Below are 18,696 nucleotides of genomic sequence, written 5' to 3' on the forward strand. Positions count from 1 at the left end.
CCCTGTCGGACTCAGTCCTGCCGCGCCCACCACTCCTTGAGCGCCGCCACCGCGGCCTCCCGTTCCATGGGCCCGTGCTCCAGGCGCAGCTCCAGCAGGAACCCGTACGCCTTGCCGATCACCGGCCCGGGGCCGACTTCCAGGATCTGCATGATCTCGTTGCCGTCCAGGTCGGGGCGGATCGAGTCGAGCTCCTCCTGCTCCTGCAGCAGGGCGATGCGCTCCTCCAGCCCGTCGTAGGTGCGGGAGAGCGCGTTCGCCTTGCGCTTGTTCCGGGTCGTGCAGTCCGACCGGGTGAGCTTGTGGAGACGCTCCAGCAGCGGCCCTGCGTCGCGCACGTACCGGCGCACCGCGGAGTCGGTCCACTCGCCGTCGCCGTACCCGTGGAAGCGCAGATGCAGCTCCACCAGCTTCGACACGTCCTTGACCAGCTCGTTGGAGTACTTGAGCTCGGTCATGCGCTTCTTCGTCATCTTCGCGCCCACCACCTCGTGGTGGTGGAAGGAGACCCTGCCGTCCTTCTCGAAGCGGCGGGTCCTCGGCTTGCCGATGTCGTGCAGCAGCGCGGCGAGGCGCAGTACGAGGTCGGGGCCGTTCTCCTCCAGATCGATGGCCTGCTCCAGGACGGTCAGCGAGTGCTCGTAGACGTCCTTGTGGCGGTGATGCTCGTCACTCTCCAGGCGCAGCGCGGGAAGCTCGGGAAGCACATGCTCGGCCAGCCCCGTGTCGACCAGGAGTCCCAGGCCCTTGCGCGGGTGCTGGGAGAGCAGCAGCTTGTTGAGTTCGTCGCGGACCCGCTCGGCGGAGACGATCCCGATCCGCTCGGCCATCTCCGTCATGGCGGTGACGACCTCGGGGGCGACCTCGAAGTCGAGCTGCGCGGCGAAGCGGGCAGCGCGCAGCATGCGCAGCGGGTCGTCGGAGAAGGACTCCTCGGGCGTGCCCGGCGTGCGCAGCACCCGCTCCGAGAGGTCCTTCAGGCCTCCGTACGGATCGACGAACTCCTTCTGCGGCAGGGCCACGGCCATGGCGTTGACCGTGAAGTCGCGGCGCACGAGGTCATCCTCGATGGAGTCGCCGTAGGAGACCTCCGGCTTGCGCGAGGTCCGGTCGTACGCCTCCGACCGGTAGGTCGTGACCTCGATCTGGTAGCCGTCCTTCTGGGAACCGACGGTGCCGAAGGCGATCCCGACCTCCCACACCGAGTCGGCCCAGGGTCGGACGATCTTGAGCACATCGTCGGGGCGGGCATCGGTGGTGAAGTCCAGGTCGTTCCCGAGCCTGCCCAGCAGCGCGTCGCGGACCGAGCCGCCGACCAGCGCGAGGCCGAATCCGGCCTCCTGGAATCGACGGGCGAGGTCGTCGGCGACCGGGGACACCCGCAGCAGCTCACTCACCGCGCGGTGCTGCACCTGGCTCAGGGCACTGGCGTTCTCTTCGTTGGCGTTCGGCACAACAGAAAAGGGTACGTGCACCGACCGCCCGCGGCGTCATCGTTTACGGGGACCCTGCGGCACACCCGCGATCATGTGCGACGGACCCCAGCACTTCGGCCCGCCGCACCTCGTTACCATGCGGGGACGCAGGACCGAACGATCGACAGCATCTGACGACGAAGAGGGACGGGTAGGCGCGTGGCCGAGGCGGCAGACTTCCGGGGGACGCGTCCGTCCCCTGCCCGCCGGTGGCTCCGGCGCACGGCCTCCGCGGTGCTGGGAGCACCGCTGCTGGCCGGTCTCCTGGCCGTTCCGGCCGCCGGTGCCGCCCCGGCCGCCGAGCCCGCCAAGGCCCCCACAGGCTCCCGTACGGTCGATGTGTCCCTGGACACGCTCTCCCCGAGCGTTCCCACGGAGGACGACACCCTGACCGTCTCCGGAACGCTCACCAACAAGGGCAAGGAGACGATCAGCAGCGCCGAGGTCGACCTGCGGGTCGGCCCCCGGCTCTCCGGCCGGGGAGAGGTCGACGACGCCGCCAAGCGCTCCGGGTACGTTCCCGGCGCCGACCCGGTCGCCGTCGGGGACAAGTACACGGTGAAGTTCCCCAAGCTGGCCAAGGGGATCAGCCAGGACTTCACGCTCACCGTGCCCGTCGACAAGCTGGGCCTGGACGACCCGGGCGTCTACCAGCTCGGCGTCTCGGTCTCCGGCCGGACGACCACCACCCCCTACGAGCAGGTGCTGGGCATCGAGCGCTCGTTCCTGCCCTGGCAGCCCGAGGCAAGCGACAGCCGGACGAAGCTCACCTTCCTCTGGCCACTGATCGCTTCTCCCCATGTCACGGCGGAGACCCGCTCGGACGAGCAGCAGACCCCCGTATTCGCCAACGACGACCTGGCCAAGGAGCTGGCGCCCGGCGGCCGGCTGGAGCAGATGGTGGCCTTGGGCAGCCGGCTCCCCGTCACCTGGGTCGTCGACCCGGATCTCCTGGCGAGCGTCGCGGCGATGGCCGGGAAGTACGAGGTCGCGTCGGGTGACACGACCGTCCCGGGCAAGAACCAGAACGTCGCCAAGCAGTGGCTCACCGCCCTGGAGAAGGTGGTGGAGGACGGCAAGGTGATCGCCCTGCCGTTCGCCGACCCGGACCTGGCCTCCATCGCGCACCGCGGCAAGAACGTCTCCGGAACGCTCAGCCGTCTGCAGAACGCCTCGGCGGTGGCCGCGACCACGGTGGAGACCATCCTCCATGTGAAGCCGTCCACCGACTTCGCCTGGCCCGTGAACGGCGCGGTGGACTCCTCCATCGTCGATGTGGCGACCTCGGCGGGCGCCCACAACGTGATCGCCCGCAGCGACAGCTTCCGGGAGACCGCGGGGCTTCCGTACACGCCGACCTCGGCGCGGCCGATCGGCGGCGGCACCACCGCCGTCGTCGCGGACGCCCGGCTGTCGACCCTGTTCGACGGCGACATGTCGAGGGCGGGCGACTCCACCCTCGCGGTCCAGCGGTTCCTCGCCCAGACCCTCGCGCTGACCGAGCAGGCGCCCGACAACGAGCGCAGCATCGTCGTGGCCCCACCGCGTATGCCCACCGCCGCACAGGCCCAGACGATGGCCCGCGCCCTGGAGGGCCTGTCGGGCAACCGCTGGACGCAGCCCCTCGACCTCGTCTCCGCCGCCGAGGTGAAGCCCGACCCGAAGGCCACCGCCAAGGTCCCCCGGGCCGCCGCCTACCCGAAGAAGCTCCGCGCCCAGGAACTGCCGACACAGGCCTTCCAGGACATCCGCACCACTCAGAGCTCGCTCGACAGCTTCGAGACGATCCTGACCCAGCCCGAGCGTGTGGTGACGCCCTTCGGCAACGCCGTCAACCGTTCGATGTCGACATCCTGGCGCGGCCAGGCCCTGGAGGCGCAGCAGTACCGGGACGCGGTCCGCGACTATCTGCAGAGCCTCACCTCCGAGGTGCAGCTCATCAAGAAGTCCGACGTCACCCTCTCCGGACGCAGCGCGACGATCCCGGTCACCGTGCAGAACAAGCTGGTGCAGGGCGTGGACCGGCTCGTTCTCAAGCTGACCTCGGACAACATCAGGCTCAAGTTCAACGACGACGGATCCATGGCCGAACTGCCGGTCAGCATCGCCGGCGGGCACAGCCAGTCGGTGAAGTTCGACACGGCGACCAGCGCCAACGGCCGGGCCCAGGTGACCGCACGGCTGTACACCGAGGACGGCACCCAGTACGGCGAAGAGATGACCTTCACCGTGAAGGTCTCCGAGGTCACGCCCACCGTGCTGCTCGTGATCGCCGGCGGACTGCTGCTCCTGGTGCTGGCGGGCATCAGGATGTACAGCCACCGCAAGCGCGCCGTGGCAAGCGACACGGCGAACGGCGACGGCGACGAACCCGAGCAGCCGAGTGACCCGACTCCGGACACCGGTCCGGAAAGCGGGGCCCCGTCGGGAACGGGTGAGAAAGTGGACCGTTGAGCGATGTCTGTCGTGGCCGGTCGGCCGGGGACGATGAGGTAGGGGTTTCGATGAACGCGCCGTACGACGGTGACCGCGGGCAGGGCGCGGGCGGAGCAGCGTCTCCGGGCGGGCCTCCGGTTCCTCCGGGCGCGGGCCAGGACGGCCCCGTGCCGCCGGACCCGTACCTCCAGCACGCCTACGAGGACGACCCCTACCGAGCGCAGGACCTGGCCGCCCAGGACCCGGTGGGCGAGGCGCTCTACGACCGCGCCGCGCACCCGCCGCCGCCTCCCGGCACCTACCAGGAGCCGGCGCCGCTCTACCAGCAGCCGCCTGCCGCCCCGTACGCCCCCGACCCGCGCATCTGGGCCCAGACCCCGCCCCCCGAGCCGGCGGGGCCCTCCCGGCACCTGCCGTACGGGGACCGCCCGGCGACCACGCAGTTCGTCGGCGTCGACGCCCTCGTCACCCAGGCCTCGGACGACCGGCAGGAGCCGGACGCCTTCGCCCACCTCTTCCGGGACCAGGAAAGCTCGGGCAAGCCTCCGGTACCGCCCCAGCCCGAACCGGCTCCGGCACCCGCGCCTGGGAAGGGCGGCGGCGGCAAGGTCTCCGGGCTCCTCAAGTCCAGCGCGGTCATGGCCGCCGGCACCCTCGTCTCCCGGCTGACCGGCTTCGTCCGGTCCCTGGTGATCACCGCCGCACTCGGCGCCGCGATGCTCGGCGACAGCTTCACCATCGCGTACACCCTGCCGACGATGATCTACATCCTCACCGTCGGCGGCGGCCTGAACTCGGTCTTCGTCCCCCAGCTCGTCCGCGCCATGAAGAACGACGAGGACGGCGGCGAGGCCTTCGCCAACCGGCTCCTGACCCTGGTGATGGTCGCCCTCGGCCTGATCGTCGCCGCCGCGGTCCTCGTGGCGCCGGTGCTGATCCAGCTGATGTCCAACACGATCGCCGACGACGACGCCGCCAACAGCGTGGCCGTCACCTTCGCCCGGTACTGCCTGCCCACCATCTTCTTCATGGGTGTGCATGTGGTGATGGGTCAGATCCTCAACGCCCGCGGCAAGTTCGGCGCGATGATGTGGACCCCGGTCCTGAACAACATCGTCATGATCATCACGTTCGGGCTGTTCATCTGGGTCTACGGCACCTCCGCCGAATCACGGATGGGCGTCGACACCATCCCGCCGGAGGGCATCCGGCTGCTCGGCATCGGCACCCTGCTCGGCCTCGTCGTCCAGTCGCTGGCGATGATCCCGTACCTCCGCGAGACGGGCTTCCGCTTCCGTCCCCGGTTCGACTGGAAGGGCCACGGGCTCGGCAAGACCGTCAAGCTGGCCAAGTGGACCGTGCTGTTCGTCCTGGCCAACCAGGCGGGCGTCCTGGTCGTCACCCAGCTCGCCACCGCGGCGGGCAAGCTCTCCGGCAAGGACGGCACCGGGTTCCTCGCCTACTCCAACGCCCAGCTGATCTGGGGCATGCCGCAGGCCATCATCACCGTCTCCGTCATGGCCGCGCTGCTGCCCCGCATCTCCCGCGCCGCCCACGACAACGACCCCGGTGCGGTCCGCGACGACATCTCGCAGGGGCTGCGCAACTCGGCTGTCGCCATCGTGCCGGTGGCCTTCACCTTCCTCGCCCTCGGCCTGCCGATGTGCACCCTGCTGTACGCCTCCAGCGGCGCCGAGGCGGCCCGGTCCATGGGCTTCATCCTCATGGCCTTCGCGCTCGGTCTGATCCCGTACTCCGTGCAGTACGTGGTGCTGCGCGGGTTCTACGCCTACGAGGACACCCGGACCCCCTTCTACAACACCGTCATCGTGGCCGCCGTCAACGCCGCCGCCTCCGCGCTCTGTTACGTCGTCCTGCCCGCCCGCTGGGCCGTCGTCGGCATGGCCTTCTCCTACGGGCTGGCCTACGCGGTCGGTGTCGGCGTCGCCTGGCGCCGGCTGAGCAAGCGGCTGGGCGGCGACCTGGACGGCGCGCACATCGTCCGGACCTACGCCCGCCTCTGCATGGCCGCGGTGCCCGCCGCCCTCGTCGGCGGCGCCGTCGGATTCGGGATCATGGAATTCGCCGGCACCGGCGCTCTCGGCTCGCTGGCCGCACTGATCTGCGGCGGCATCCTCCTCCTGGGCATCTTCTTCGTCGCGGCGAAGAAGATGCGCATCGAAGAGGTCAACGGCCTGGTCGGCATGGTCCGTGGACGGCTCGGACGCTGAATGAGCACCCGCCCGCACAACCATCTCCACACTCCGCGTGTCGTGCATAGCGCTGGAGTGTGGGCACAATTGGCGTGACTGTGCAGAGCTGGCTGGCATCGCGCAACGGATGGGGAGGCAGGAACGACGGTGGCGGAACGTAGCACGGCCGCCGTCGACGTGGCCGACAACAGCGGCGACGAGCCGCTGACCGCCAAGGCGGACGAGGCCACGACCGACGGAACGGCGCAAGCCGAGGACACCAAGGGCGCGAGCTCCAAGGACACCGAGAACACGGGCGGTGGGCGGGAGCGTTCCGAGGCCGTCCCTGCATCGCCCGACCTGCACAGCGGTCACAAACTCGCCGGGCGCTACCGTCTGGAGGAGTGCGTCACCCGTCTGGACGGCTTCAGCAGCTGGCGCGCGGTCGACGAGAAGCTCCGCCGGGCGGTGGGCGTCCATCTGCTGCCCGCCGACCACCCGCGGGCCCGCTCGGTTCTGGCCGCCGCCCGCTCCTCGGCCCTGCTCGGCGACCCCCGCTTCGTCCAGGTCCTGGACGCCGTCGAGGAGAACGACCTCGTCTACGTGGTCCACGAATGGCTGCCGGACGCCACCGAGCTCACCGCTCTGCTGGCCGCCGGGCCGATGGAGGCCCACGACGCCTACCAGCTCGTCAGCCAGCTCTCCCAGGCGATGGCCGCCGCCCACCGCGAAGGCCTGTCCCATCTGCGTCTCACCCCCGGCGCGGTCCTGCGCAGCTCCACCGGGCAGTACCGCATCCGCGGCCTCGCCGTGAACGCCGCCCTGCGCGGCATCACCGCCGAACGCCCCCTCCGTACGGACACCGAGGCCATCGGCGCCCTGCTGTACGCCGCGCTGACCCACCGCTGGCCGTACGGGAGCGACGCCCACGGGCTCTCCGGGCTGCCCAAGGGCATGGGACTCATCGCCCCGGACCAGGTCCGGGCCGGGGTTCACCGCGGCCTCTCCGAGCTCGCCATGCGAGCGCTCGCCAACGACGGCGCCACCGCCTCCCGGCAGGAACCGCCCTGCACCACCCCGGACGAGCTGGCCAAGGCCGTCGCGGCCATGCCGCGCATCCTCCCCCCGGAGCCCACGTTCACCGCGCCTCCGGCGTACCAGCGCACGACCTATCAGCAGGGCACGTACGGGCGCCCGTCCTCCCACCCGTCCTCGGTCACCCAGCCCGTCATGCCGGTCCCTCCGGCCCCCCTGCAGAGCCGCACCGGCCGCGTGCTCAAGTGGACCGTCTCGGCGCTCCTCATCGCCGCTCTGGGCCTCGGCAGCTGGCAGCTCGCGGAGGCGCTGCTCGACCGGGCCAAGGGCTCCGACGACAGCGGCGTCTCCGAACCGAACGAGGACGACAAGAACAAGGACGACAAGCCCGCGCCGTCCGCCGAGCCCCTGGACATCGCGGGGGTCACGGAGTTCATGCCCGACGGCTCCGGCATCAAGCAGCGGGATGTGCCGAAGACCATCGACGGCGATACCGGCACTGCCTGGGTCACCCCGCGGTACGAGACCTTCGCCAACTTCGGCAACCTCCCCCAGCGCAAGCAGGGCAGCGGAATCATCGTCGACCTCGGCAAGGTGCGGGACGTCTCCGGCGTCGACGTGTCCATGTACCGGAAGGGGCAGACGACGACCGTGCTCGCCGCGTCGCCGGACGCCTCGTCCCCGTCCACGACGGCCGACTTCGACCAGCCGATCGTCAAACGGACCGTCGCGGGTTCGAAGCTGGAGGAGAAGCTCGACAAGCCCGTCCGCACCCGCTACGTCCTGATCCACGTCACGGAGCTCCCGTCGGACGGAACGGGCGGCTACCGGGGAGGCATCAGCGAGATCTCCGTCCTCGGCTGATCCACCGCCCCGATACTGTGGGGCGGACCGTTCGCCCGCCGAGCGACCGCGACGCCGAGGGTTGCGGCCGTCACACCCGTGACGGCAGGCTTCTTCCCGTCGCACCGCTTCACCGGGCGCGGTTCGTCCATGACATCGGATCCGGTTCGGAGGGGGAGCACGGTGGATTCCGTTCCACCCGAGGCACCGAGCGACTCGGAGCTGCTCGCCCGGCATGTGGCGGGCGACCCCGATGCCTTCGGTGAACTCGTACGCCGCCACCGCGACCGGCTCTGGGCCGTGGCGCTGCGCACCCTGGGGGACAGGGAGGAAGCAGCCGACGCCGTGCAGGACGCCCTGATCTCCGCCTTCCGCGCCGCCCACACCTTCCGAGGCCAGTCCGCCGTCACCACCTGGCTGCACCGGATCACCGTCAACGCCTGCCTCGACCGGGTCCGCAAGGCCGCCTCCCGCAAGACGTCCCCGGTGGACGACGCCGAACGCCTCGACCAGCTCCTGGAACCCCACGAATCGGCCGAGGCCCCCGCCGTGCGGCAGGACCTCCACCGCCAGCTCCGGGAAGCTCTGGCCACGCTGCCCGCCGAGCAGCGGGCAGCCCTCGTCCTCGTCGACATGCAGGGCTACCCCGTCGCGGAAGCGGCCAGCATCCTGGAGGTGCCGGCCGGCACCGTGAAGAGCAGATGCGCCCGGGGCCGGGCGAGACTGGCCCCCCTGGTCCGCCATCTGCGCGCGGGAACCGGAGGCCAGACCCCCGACGGGGACAAGGACGCCACCGGAAGGAACCGGACGCCCGGAGCATCCGTCCCATCTGCGTCAGGCCCCAGAGACGCAGGAGCAAGCGATCCTGCCGCTACGAAGGGAGGAGGTGGGCACCCGTGACATCCACGGCCGACACGGCTCAGCACCCGGAGGTCTCCGAGATCTCCGATCTCACCGAGGGGCTGCTCTCCCCTTCCCGAACGGCGGAAGTCCAGCAGCACGTCGCGGGCTGCGACCTCTGCTCGGAGGTGCGGGACTCCCTGGAGGAGATCCGCGGGCTGCTCGGAACGATGTCCGCATCCGAGCCGATGCCCGACGACATCGCCGCCCGCATCGACGCGGCGCTCGCGGCGGAGGCCCGCTCCACCGCTCCCGTGGACGAGCCGGTCGTTGTTTCACGTGAAACAACGACCATCGAAGACACCACAAGCGACACCGCGACACCCGGGCCCGCTTCCGTGGGCGCCGGCGGCACCGCCCCGGACCGCCCCGCGGGCCGGTCCTCGGGTGCCACCGGACCGGGCCGCCGTCCGGCCCGCCGTCGTCGGCGCGCCGTGGTCCTCGGCACCGCGTTCGGCGCGGCGGTCATCGGGATGAGCGTCTTCTTCCTCCAGTCCGTCGCCCCCTCCGGCGATGCCGCCAAGACCTCGGCCGACAGCGGAGTCAGCGCCGCGGACGGTCGCGCACGCACCTACGACGACGGCACGCTCGAAGCGCAGGTGCAGGACCTCCTCGGCGACGAGGCGAGCGCGGAGAGCCCCGGCGTGAAAAAGGTGCCGCCGGGCTCGGACACCAAGTCGACGAGCGAGGCCCTCACCCCCGACGCCGAAGCCTCCAGGAGCCCCTTCAAGGCCCCTGCCGTCGCTGTTCCCCCGTGTGTGCAGCAGGCCACCGGCCGCACCACACCGCCCCTCGCCCTCGACGAGGGGACGTACCAGGGGGCGGACACCTATCTCGTCGTCCTCCCGCACGCGAGTGACCCCTCCCGCGTACAGGCCTACCTCGTGGCCGCTGCCTGCGTGGACGCCGCCCCGGAGTCCACCGGGCAGCTGCTGCTCACCCGCGCCTACAAACGCCCCTGAAGACCGTCCGCGACCGCCGCGGCATGTTCGGGAATGCATCAGCCGTAGGATCCGTTGGGTGGGGTGAGAGTCGTTGACCGACCCCCGTAGGCAGTTAGGCAGTCTGCAGAAACGAGGAAGAAACCCGTGAGCGACGTCCGTAATGTGATCATCATCGGCTCCGGACCGGCCGGGTACACCGCCGCGCTGTACACCGCCCGCGCCTCGCTGAACCCGTTGGTCTTCGAGGGCGCCGTCACGGCCGGCGGTGCGCTGATGAACACCACCGACGTGGAGAACTTCCCCGGTTTCCAGGACGGCATCATGGGCCCCGAGCTCATGGACAATATGCGGGCCCAGGCCGAGCGCTTCGGCGCCGAGCTGATCCCCGACGACGTGGTCGCGGTCGACCTCACCGGTGACATCAAGACCGTCACCGACACCGCGGGCACCGTCCACCGCGCCAAGTCGGTCATCGTCACGACCGGCTCCCAGCACCGCAAGCTCGGACTGCCCAACGAGGACGCTCTCTCCGGACGCGGCGTCTCCTGGTGCGCCACCTGCGACGGCTTCTTCTTCAAGGACCACGACATCGCCGTGATCGGTGGCGGCGACACCGCGATGGAGGAGGCGACCTTCCTCTCCCGCTTCGCGAAGTCGGTCACCATCGTTCACCGTCGTGACACCCTGCGTGCCTCCAAGGCCATGCAGGATCGCGCCTTCGCCGACCCGAAGATCAAGTTCGCCTGGGACAGCGAGGTCGCCGAGGTCAAGGGCGACCAGAAGCTTTCCGGTCTGACCCTGCGCAACACCAAGACCGGCGAGACGTCCGAGCTCCCCGTGACCGGGCTGTTCATCGCCGTCGGCCACGACCCGCGCACCGAACTCTTCAAGGGTCAGCTGGAGCTCGACGACGAGGGCTACCTGAAGGTGGAGGCGCCCTCGACGCGCACCAACCTGGCCGGCGTGTTCGGCGCCGGAGACGTGGTCGACCACACCTACCGTCAGGCCATCACGGCAGCGGGCACCGGCTGCTCCGCCGCCCTGGACGCCGAGCGCTTCCTCGCGGCCCTGACCGACGCCGAGTCCGCCGAGCCGGAGAAGACCCCGGCCGTCTGAACCTCCTCCACACCCCACCACCCCGAGAAGACTAAGGAGGCCGCCGTGGCCGGCGACCTGAAGCACGTTACGGACGACAACTTCGACGACGTCGTCCTCAAGAGCGACAAGCCTGTTCTGGTGGACTTCTGGGCAGCCTGGTGCGGCCCGTGCCGCCAGATCGCCCCCTCACTGGAGGCGATCGCGGCAGAGCACGGCGACCAGATCGAGATCGTCAAGCTCAACATCGACGAGAACCCGGCCACCGCCGCCAAGTACGGCGTGATGTCCATCCCGACCCTGAACGTGTACCAGGGCGGCGAGGTCGCCAAGACCATTGTCGGCGCCAAGCCGAAGGCCGCGATCCTCCGCGACCTCGAAGGCTTCATCAGCGCCTGACCGAGCAGCAGCGCCCCGGCGCGATGTTTCACGTGAAACGGGCCCACCCCTGGCAAGGGGTGGGCCCGTTTTCGCATCACGGCCGACAGCGACCCGGCCTCACAGCGGCCGCAACACCGGTTCCTTCTGGACCACCCCCAGAAGCCTGTCGAGCGCCATCTCCACGTCTTCCTTCCAGGAGAGCGTCGTCCGCAGATTCAGCCTCAACCGTGGGTACACGGGATGCGGCCGCACGGTCTTGAAGCCGACGGCCAGCAGATGACCCGCGGGAAGTACGCATGTCGCCCGCTCGGAGCGCGCGTCTCCGAACGCCTCGATCGCCTTGAAGCCTCTGCGCAGCACGTCCTTCGCCACCGTCTGCACCATGACACGGCCCAACCCCTGGCCCCGGTACTCGGGAACGATCAGCCCGGTGATCAGCTGGACGGCATCGGGGGAGACCGGACTGGTCGGGAAAGCCGTCGAGCGGGGGACGTACGCGGGCGGGGCGTAGAGCACGAAGCCGACCGGAACGTCGTCCACATAGACCACCCGGCCGCAGGACCCCCACTCCAGGAGAACCGCGGAGATCCAGGCTTCCTTCTCCAGCTCCGGCTTGCCCGCCTTTACCGCGGCTTCCCCACTGACCGGGTCAAGCTCCCAGAAGACACACGAGCGGCAGCGCTCGGGGAGATCCGGAAGGTTGTCCAGGGTGAGTGGTACGAGCCGACGTCCCATGACGGCGATCCCTCATTTCCTTCGCCCGCCGCATCACGTGCGGCTGCCAGCGCGCTCCGCTCCTGGAACAGACTGCCGACGAATCCCCCGACGGCGCCCAGGCCGAGACCGACCGTGACGAGCCGACTGCGGCTCACTCTTCGCAAGGCCTCCGCCCTCCTCTGAGGTCGATCATCGTGGATGCGCCGTCCCAGAACGCATCGTATCCACCCAGAGGTGATGCGGACACCGAGAGAGAGCAAAGGGCGGACCGCGTTCCGGTAAGCACCGGAACAACGGCCCGCCCTTCCACGGGTCCCGCCGGTCAGCCCTCGTCGTCCTCCTCGGACGTCTCGGCGAGCCGACGCTCCAGCACCCGGCCCTCGCCCGGGGCGAGGCTGCCGAGGATCCGGTCCAGATCCTCCATCGAGGCGAACTCGACGACGATCTTGCCCTTCTTCTGCCCCAGGTCGACCTTCACCCGGGTCTCGAAGCGGTCCGAAAGACGCGTCGCCAGGTCCGTCAGGGCGGGGGACAGACGGCCGCCGGCCCTCGGTCCCTTGGGCTTCGGAGAGCTCGCGGGACGCGAGCCCATCAGCGTCACGATCTCCTCGACCGCGCGCACCGAAAGCCCCTCGGCCACGATGCGGTGGGCCAGCCGGTCCTGCTCCTCGGAGTCGTCCACCGACAGCAGGGCACGCGCGTGGCCGGCCGAGAGAACGCCCGCGGCGACCCGGCGCTGCACCGGCGGCGAGAGCCGCAGGAGCCTCAGCGTGTTCGTCACCTGCGGACGGGAGCGGCCGATCCGGTCGGCCAGCTGGTCATGGGTGCACTTGAAGTCCTTGAGCAACTGGTCGTACGCAGCCGCCTCCTCCAGCGGGTTCAGCTGAGCCCGGTGAAGGTTCTCCAGCAGCGCGTCCAGCAGCAGCTTCTCGTCGTCCGTGGCGCGGACGATGGTGGGAATCCGCTCCAGGCCAGCCTCACGGCAGGCCCTCCACCGACGCTCACCCATGATGAGCTCGTAGGAGCCCGGGCCCACCTTCCGGACGACGACCGGCTGGAGAAGGCCGACCTCCTTGATGGAGACGACCAGCTCGGCCAGCGCGTCCTCGTCGAAGACCTCACGGGGCTGGCGGGGGTTCGGGGTGATCTCCCCGATCGGCAGCTCGGCGAAGTACGCGCCGGACGTTCCGGCCTCCTGCTCGGACCGGTCCTCCGGGGCGGACGCCGGCTCCGGCACCACCGGGACGGACGGCAGCGCGGTCACCTTCGCCGCGGCCACCCCCCGCTCCGCCGTCAGCACCGGACCCGCACCGGACGCGGCCGGGCCGCCTCCGGGCGCCGACACCTGCTTCTCCTGGGGAGCGGCGGGGATCAGCGCACCGAGCCCACGCCCCAGCCCTCTACGACGCTCACTCACTGAATGCCCTCCGAAACGTTCTGCTGGCTGTTCTGACTGCTCGTGTGGGCGTGCTGAGCCTCGTAATGCACTCCGACGCCCCGCAGGGCGATCTCCCGGGCGGCTTCGAGGTACGAGAGCGAACCGCTGGACCCCGGGTCGTAGGTCAGCACGGTCTGCCCGTAGCTCGGCGCCTCCGAGATGCGCACCGACCGCGGGATGCTCGTCCGCAGCACCTCCTTGCCGAAGTGGGTACGGACCTCCTCGGCGACCTGGGAGGCGAGCCTCGTCCGGCCGTCGTACATCGTCAACAGGATCGTCGAGACATGCAGATCCGGGTTCAGATGGCCTCGCACCAGGTCGACGTTGCGCAGGAGCTGCCCCAGGCCTTCCAGCGCGTAGTACTCACACTGAATGGGGATCAGCACCTCGGCCCCGGCCACCAGCGCGTTCACCGTCAGCAGGCCGAGCGAGGGCGGGCAGTCGATGAGGATGTAGTCCAGCGGCTGCTCGTACGCCTGGATGGCCCGCTGGAGGCGGCTCTCCCGTGCCACCAGCGAGACCAGCTCGATCTCCGCACCGGCGAGATCGATGGTGGCGGGCGCGCAGAAGAGCCCCTCGACGTCCGGTACGGGCTGGACCACCTCGGAGAGCGGGCGGCTCTCCACCAGGACGTCGTAGATCGAGGGAACATCGGCATGGTGATCGATGCCCAGAGCCGTGGAGGCGTTGCCCTGCGGGTCGAGGTCGACCACCAGAACGCGCGCACCGTGCAGGGCCAGCGAGGCGGCAAGGTTGACCGTCGTGGTCGTCTTACCGACCCCGCCCTTCTGGTTGGCCACCACCATGACGCGGGTGCGGTCAGGGCGGGGCAGCCCTTCGCCGGCGCGGCCGAGGGCCTCGACCGCCAGCTGAGCGGCACGGCCGATGGGTGTGTCGTCCATCGGCGGCGGTGTTTCACGTGAAACACCCTCACCCACGGACTCGGTTCGGGGACCGGGGACCGGGTCGGTCATCGGTCCCGCGATGTTGGCGTCGGACCGCAAGGATTCACTCTCCTCGGCTTCAGGCTCGCAATGAACAGAGCCTGCCATGCTTTCGGGGTCGTGAACCAGCGAGGCCCGCTGTTCTGTGGATGAATCCGTGCGTGTGGACAACTCGGCAACCCGTCCGGGCTTGCGGTCGCGCGGCGTGGCAGCCGCACGACCGCGGCCGATGATTCCCTGCAGCAGAGAGCGACGTTTCACGTGAAACACGATGCCCCTGCGGAGCAACTACCAGGCCACGACACTCCGCACGCCGACCGTCCGGAGCGCCCGACCGGACGGCGACGCCGTTCGCGGCGCTCCTCAGCGACGCCTGCGTGTGCGCCCCGTGCGAGCGGCCTTGGCCCTCTTTGCGGCGAACCTCACACCGCCCGGGCTCTCGCCCACCACGACACGGACCACGGTGGAGAGCGGATCGACCACACCTTCGCCGACATGGAGCACCTCGGTCTCCAGCACGCCGAGCTTGCTGAGCGCTGCCCTGGCGCCGTTGAGCTCCTCCTCGGCGGTGTCGCCCTTGAGTGCCAGCATCTCCCCGTACGGCTTCAGCAGGGGCACACCCCAGCCCGCCAGCCGGTCCAGCGGCGCCACCGCACGGGCGGTCACCACCTGGACCGGCTGAAGCGTCCCGAGGACTTCCTCGGCCCGGCCGCGTACGACCGTCACATGGTCCAGGCCGAGCAGATCGACGACCTCCTGGAGGAAGTTCGTCCGCCGCAGCAGCGGCTCCAGCAGGGTGATCTTGAGATCGGGGCGTACCAGCGCCAGCGGGATCCCGGGCAGACCCGCGCCCGAGCCCACATCGCACACGGTGACGCCTTCGGGCACGACCTCGGAGAGCACCGCGCAGTTCAGCAGGTGCCGCTCCCACAGCCGGGGGACCTCACGCGGCCCGATCAGGCCTCGCTTGACCCCGGCATCCGCAAGAAGCTCCGCGTACCGGACAGCCTCCGGGAAGAGCTCTCCGAACACCGCCTGCGCCTCCGCAGGTGCCTGGGGGAGCTCTGCTGCCTCCGTCACGGGGACCGTCCTTCCATACCGCACTAGCGCACTGTGGGTGGCTGACTATCAGGCTGACAAAGATCGGCCCCGCCTGCGAACAGACGGGGCCGACAGTACAAGGATCCGGTCAGGCCGGGAGAACGACGACGAAGCGCTGCGGCTCCTCGCCCTCCGACTCGCTCCGGAGACCGGCCGCGGCGATCGCGTCGTGCACGACCTTGCGCTCGAACGGCGTCATCGGGTCCAGCTTCACCGGCTCGCCCGTGCTCTTGACCTCGTTCGCAGCCTTGGCACCCAGCTCCGCGAGGACCGCGCGCTTCTTGGCCCGGAAACCGCCGATGTCCAGCATCAGACGGCTGCGGTCGCCGGTCTCCCGGTGGACGGCCAGCCGCGTCAGCTCCTGGAGCGCCTCCAGGACCTCACCGTCGCGGCCCACGAGCTTCTGGAGGTCGCGCGCCGATTCGCTGATGATCGACACCGCGGCCCGGTCCGCCTCGACGTCCATGTCGATGTCGCCGTCGAGGTCGGCGATGTCGAGCAGTCCCTCAAGGTAGTCGGCCGCGATCTCGCCCTCCTGCTCCAGGCGGGTCAGGGTGTCGCTGCCGGCCTCAGCGGCGGCCGTGGAAGTGGTGCCTTCCGTCACGGATGGACTCCTTCTTACTTCTTGGACGGGTGCTTGGGCCGCTGCGGGCCCTTGCGCTGTCCGGACTTGGCTTGGCGTGAGGAGCCGGAGGCGGGCTTGCCCGCCGACTTCGGCTTGTCGTCCTGCGGTGCGTCCTGCTTCTCGAGCGAGGTCTTGGAACCGGCTGCCTCGGACTCCGTGTCCTTGGCTACCGCAGTCGCGTGACCGGTCGTCTGGCGCTTCGCCTTGGTCTGGCGCTTGGGCTGCTGACGCTTGTGCGCGTGGCCGCCCTCGGCATCGGCCGTGGCGGTCTCGCTCTTCGCCACCGTGCCGTCCTCCTGGGGCGCGAGACCCAGCTTGCCGAGACCGGTGACGAACTTGCGCTCGATGTCGTTGCGGTCCGTCCCCTTGGCGACGATCGCCTTGACCATCTTGCGCCGGGTGCGGCCGCGCACCTCGCCGTGGGAGGTGACGCTCTTGAGGAGTCGCTGGAGGTAGGCGTCCTGCGCCTTGCTGCCCGGAGTCGGGTTCTGGTTGATCACGTACATCTGCTGACCCATGGTCCAGACGTTGGTGGTCAGCCAGTAGACGAGGACACCGACGGGGAAGTTGATACCCATCACGGCGAAGATGACCGGGAAGATGTACATCAGCATCTTCTGCTGCTGCATGTACGGGGTCTTCACCGTCAGGTCGACGTTCTTCGTCATCAGCTGGCGCTGGGTGAAGAACTGCGAGGCCGACATCAGCACGATCATGATCGCGGTGACGATCCGGACGTCCGTCAGGGAAGCGTCGAGCGAGGTGACCTTCTCGACGCTGTCCGTGAACTTCGCGGCCAGCGGGGCGCCGAAGATGTGCGCCTGACGCGCGCTGTCCAGCAGATCCTGGTTGATCGCGCCGATCTTCTTGCCCGAGGCGATGGAAGACAGCACGTGGTAGAGGGCGAAGAAGAACGGAGACTGCGCCAGGATGGGAAGACACGAGGAGAGCGGGTTGGTGCCCGTCTCCTTGTACAGCTTCATCATCTCTTCGGACTGGCGCTGCTTGTCGTTCTTGTAGCGCTCCTGGATCGCCTTCATCTTCGGCTGGAGCACCTGCATGTTGCGGGTCGACTTGATCTGCTTCACGAAGAGCGGGATCAGGCAGATCCGGATCAGCACCACCAGGGACACGATCGACAGACCCCAGGCCCAGCCGGAGTCGTCACCGAAGAGCGCCCCATAGACCTTGTGGAACTGAACGATGACCCATGAGACAGGCGTGGTGATAAAGCTGAACAGACTGGCAATCGTGTCCACTAATCAGGCTCCTTGAGCATTGGGCGAGGTCTCTGCGGCCGGGCTCGGAGGTTCGGAGACCGACCCCCCGGACGGCACATCAGCGGCGGACTCCCCGCCCTTTTCGCCGCGCAGGGCATTGCGCAGCAGCTCGTGCCACCGCGGACGCTTGCGTGGCGGAACATGATCCACACCGCCGGGTGACCACGGATTGCACCGCAGGATGCGCCAGGCTGTCAGCGCGGTTCCCTTGATGGCTCCGTGCCTGTCGATCGACGTATATCCATAGTGGGAACACGACGGGTAATAACGGCAGACAGGCCCGAGGAGTGGACTGATCGTCCACTGGTACAGCTTGATGAGAGCAAGCAGCGGGTACTTCATCGCGCGCCCCCTCCCAGCAGCCGCTGCAGCGCGGCGTCCAGGTCTCGGGCCAGCTGTGCATGGTCGGCGTCGCCCGCACCGGGCAGCGCCCGTACGACAACAAGGCTACCGGGGGGCAGCTGAGCCAGCCGGTCGCGAACCAGGTGGCGAAGCTTCCGCTTCACCGCGGTACGCACGACGGCGCCCCCCACGGCCTTGCTGACAACGAAACCCGCACGCGGCGCGGGAAGAGTCTCCCCCGTCACGTGCGGGTCCGTTTCACCGCTGCGTAGATGGACGACGAGTAGCGGACGCCCGGCTCGGCGTCCTCGTCGTACCGCGATCGCGAAGTCCTCGCGCCGCCTCAGCCGATTCTCGGTAGGCAGCACGTCATGGACCTGTAAGCGATCAGGCGGACAGGCTGCTGCGGCCCTTGCCGCGGCGGTTCGCGAGGATCGCACGGCCGGCACGGGTACGCATGCGCAGACGGAAGCCGTGGGTCTTGGCGCGACGGCGGTTGTTCGGCTGGAAGGTGCGCTTGCTCACTCGGGGGCTCCAGAAATGATTCGTGTCTTGGCGGGACATCGCCTGGCTGTCACCGTGCGCCCACGAGGAACTCGCGTAAACGCCCTAGTGCACCGCTTCACAATCACAGATCGTGATCTTTGCCCATCGGAGGCAGGCGGCAGCAGCCATCGACAACTCGACCTGGTCACGGTACGCGCGGCTACGCCATCCGGTCAAACCGGCTCCGCGCGACCCCCCATTGTGCACAGCCTGTGGACAACAACTTGAACCGTGCGGGTCGGCCTGACTACCGTGGCTGAACTCCGGTTCTTTTCCTTCCCGACTGCCGGGCCTCACCCGACCCGACCCATCCCGTCCCGAGAACCACACATTCGTGGGACATGCGAGAGAGCGTGCCTTGTGGCTGATGTACCTGCCGATCTTGCCGCAGTGTGGCCGCGA

At 69.4% G+C, this 18,696-nt stretch carries 17 protein-coding genes; 7 read left to right on the forward strand and 10 right to left on the reverse strand.

Translation table 11 applies throughout. From position 1 onward, the window contains the following. Positions 1 to 11: 11 nt before the first annotated feature. The gene (locus AC0VY3_RS36135) at positions 12 to 1,454 is read right to left on the reverse strand and encodes a CCA tRNA nucleotidyltransferase (RefSeq protein WP_103509477.1); all 1,443 of its coding nucleotides are present in this window, start codon (positions 1,452 to 1,454) and stop codon (positions 12 to 14) included. Positions 1,455 to 1,634: 180 nt separating this feature from the next. On the opposite strand from AC0VY3_RS36135, the gene AC0VY3_RS36140 reads away from it, so the two are divergent. The 7 genes from AC0VY3_RS36140 to trxA all read left to right on the forward strand — a co-directional run bounded on the left by AC0VY3_RS36140 (position 1,635) and on the right by trxA (position 11,319). Next, positions 1,635 to 3,929, forward strand: a complete 2,295-nt coding sequence (locus AC0VY3_RS36140) for a DUF6049 family protein (RefSeq protein WP_475551612.1) — start codon at positions 1,635 to 1,637, stop codon at positions 3,927 to 3,929. Between the two features lie 50 nt (positions 3,930 to 3,979). Further along, positions 3,980 to 6,142, forward strand: coding sequence for a murein biosynthesis integral membrane protein MurJ (gene murJ, locus AC0VY3_RS36145; RefSeq protein ID WP_103509474.1), 2,163 nt, complete (start codon positions 3,980 to 3,982; stop codon positions 6,140 to 6,142). 129 nt (positions 6,143 to 6,271) lie between these two features. Then, complete coding sequence (locus tag AC0VY3_RS36150; protein ID WP_475551613.1) at positions 6,272 to 8,002, forward strand: protein kinase family protein; 1,731 nt, start codon at positions 6,272 to 6,274, stop codon at positions 8,000 to 8,002. Positions 8,003 to 8,164: 162 nt separating this feature from the next. Further along, a complete protein-coding gene (sigM, locus tag AC0VY3_RS36155; RefSeq protein ID WP_475551614.1) occupies positions 8,165 to 8,881 on the forward strand; it encodes an RNA polymerase sigma factor SigM in 717 nt (238 codons plus the stop codon). Next, a complete protein-coding gene (locus tag AC0VY3_RS36160) occupies positions 8,878 to 9,843 on the forward strand; it encodes a hypothetical protein (protein ID WP_475551615.1) in 966 nt (321 codons plus the stop codon). The genes sigM and AC0VY3_RS36160 overlap by 4 nt, the downstream gene beginning before the upstream one ends. A gap of 126 nt (positions 9,844 to 9,969) precedes the next feature. Next, positions 9,970 to 10,941 carry a thioredoxin-disulfide reductase gene (trxB, locus tag AC0VY3_RS36165; RefSeq protein ID WP_103509469.1) on the forward strand — a complete coding sequence of 324 codons (972 nt, stop codon included), beginning with the start codon at positions 9,970 to 9,972 and terminating at the stop codon, positions 10,939 to 10,941. Positions 10,942 to 10,986: 45 nt separating this feature from the next. Next, complete coding sequence (trxA, locus tag AC0VY3_RS36170; RefSeq protein WP_030077252.1) at positions 10,987 to 11,319, forward strand: thioredoxin; 333 nt, start codon at positions 10,987 to 10,989, stop codon at positions 11,317 to 11,319. Between the two features lie 99 nt (positions 11,320 to 11,418). On the opposite strand, the gene AC0VY3_RS36175 is transcribed toward trxA, so the two are convergent. The 9 genes from AC0VY3_RS36175 to rpmH form a co-directional block, all read right to left on the reverse strand. Then, complete coding sequence (locus AC0VY3_RS36175; protein WP_475551616.1) at positions 11,419 to 12,036, reverse strand: GNAT family N-acetyltransferase; 618 nt, start codon at positions 12,034 to 12,036, stop codon at positions 11,419 to 11,421. Between the two features lie 304 nt (positions 12,037 to 12,340). After that, a complete protein-coding gene (locus AC0VY3_RS36180; protein WP_103509466.1) occupies positions 12,341 to 13,435 on the reverse strand; it encodes a ParB/RepB/Spo0J family partition protein in 1,095 nt (364 codons plus the stop codon). Then, positions 13,432 to 14,508, reverse strand: a complete 1,077-nt coding sequence (locus AC0VY3_RS36185) for a ParA family protein (protein WP_103509464.1) — start codon at positions 14,506 to 14,508, stop codon at positions 13,432 to 13,434. Before AC0VY3_RS36185 ends, AC0VY3_RS36180 begins: the two co-directional genes overlap by 4 nt. 255 nt (positions 14,509 to 14,763) lie before the next feature. Continuing rightward, a complete protein-coding gene (gene rsmG, locus AC0VY3_RS36190; protein WP_030077245.1) occupies positions 14,764 to 15,480 on the reverse strand; it encodes a 16S rRNA (guanine(527)-N(7))-methyltransferase RsmG in 717 nt (238 codons plus the stop codon). Between the two features lie 109 nt (positions 15,481 to 15,589). After that, entirely contained in the window at positions 15,590 to 16,105 is a 516-nt protein-coding gene (locus AC0VY3_RS36195) for a Jag family protein (protein WP_010060419.1), read from the reverse strand. A gap of 14 nt (positions 16,106 to 16,119) precedes the next feature. After that, positions 16,120 to 17,385 (reverse strand): membrane protein insertase YidC, encoded by a 1,266-nt coding sequence (gene yidC / locus AC0VY3_RS36200; protein WP_103509463.1) that lies wholly within the window; start codon positions 17,383 to 17,385, stop codon positions 16,120 to 16,122. A 3-nt stretch (positions 17,386 to 17,388) separates the two neighbouring features. Further along, positions 17,389 to 17,748: a membrane protein insertion efficiency factor YidD gene (gene yidD, locus AC0VY3_RS36205; RefSeq protein ID WP_006125986.1), complete on the reverse strand. Its 360-nt coding sequence runs from the start codon at positions 17,746 to 17,748 to the stop codon at positions 17,389 to 17,391. Continuing rightward, positions 17,745 to 18,116 (reverse strand): ribonuclease P protein component, encoded by a 372-nt coding sequence (rnpA, locus tag AC0VY3_RS36210; RefSeq protein ID WP_078611057.1) that lies wholly within the window; start codon positions 18,114 to 18,116, stop codon positions 17,745 to 17,747. The genes yidD and rnpA overlap by 4 nt, the downstream gene beginning before the upstream one ends. 19 nt (positions 18,117 to 18,135) lie before the next feature. Beyond that, a complete protein-coding gene (rpmH, locus tag AC0VY3_RS36215; protein WP_003967884.1) occupies positions 18,136 to 18,273 on the reverse strand; it encodes a 50S ribosomal protein L34 in 138 nt (45 codons plus the stop codon). Positions 18,274 to 18,696: the final 423 nt, after the last annotated feature.

It is taken from the genome of Streptomyces sp. iso_384, from assembly GCF_056172905.1.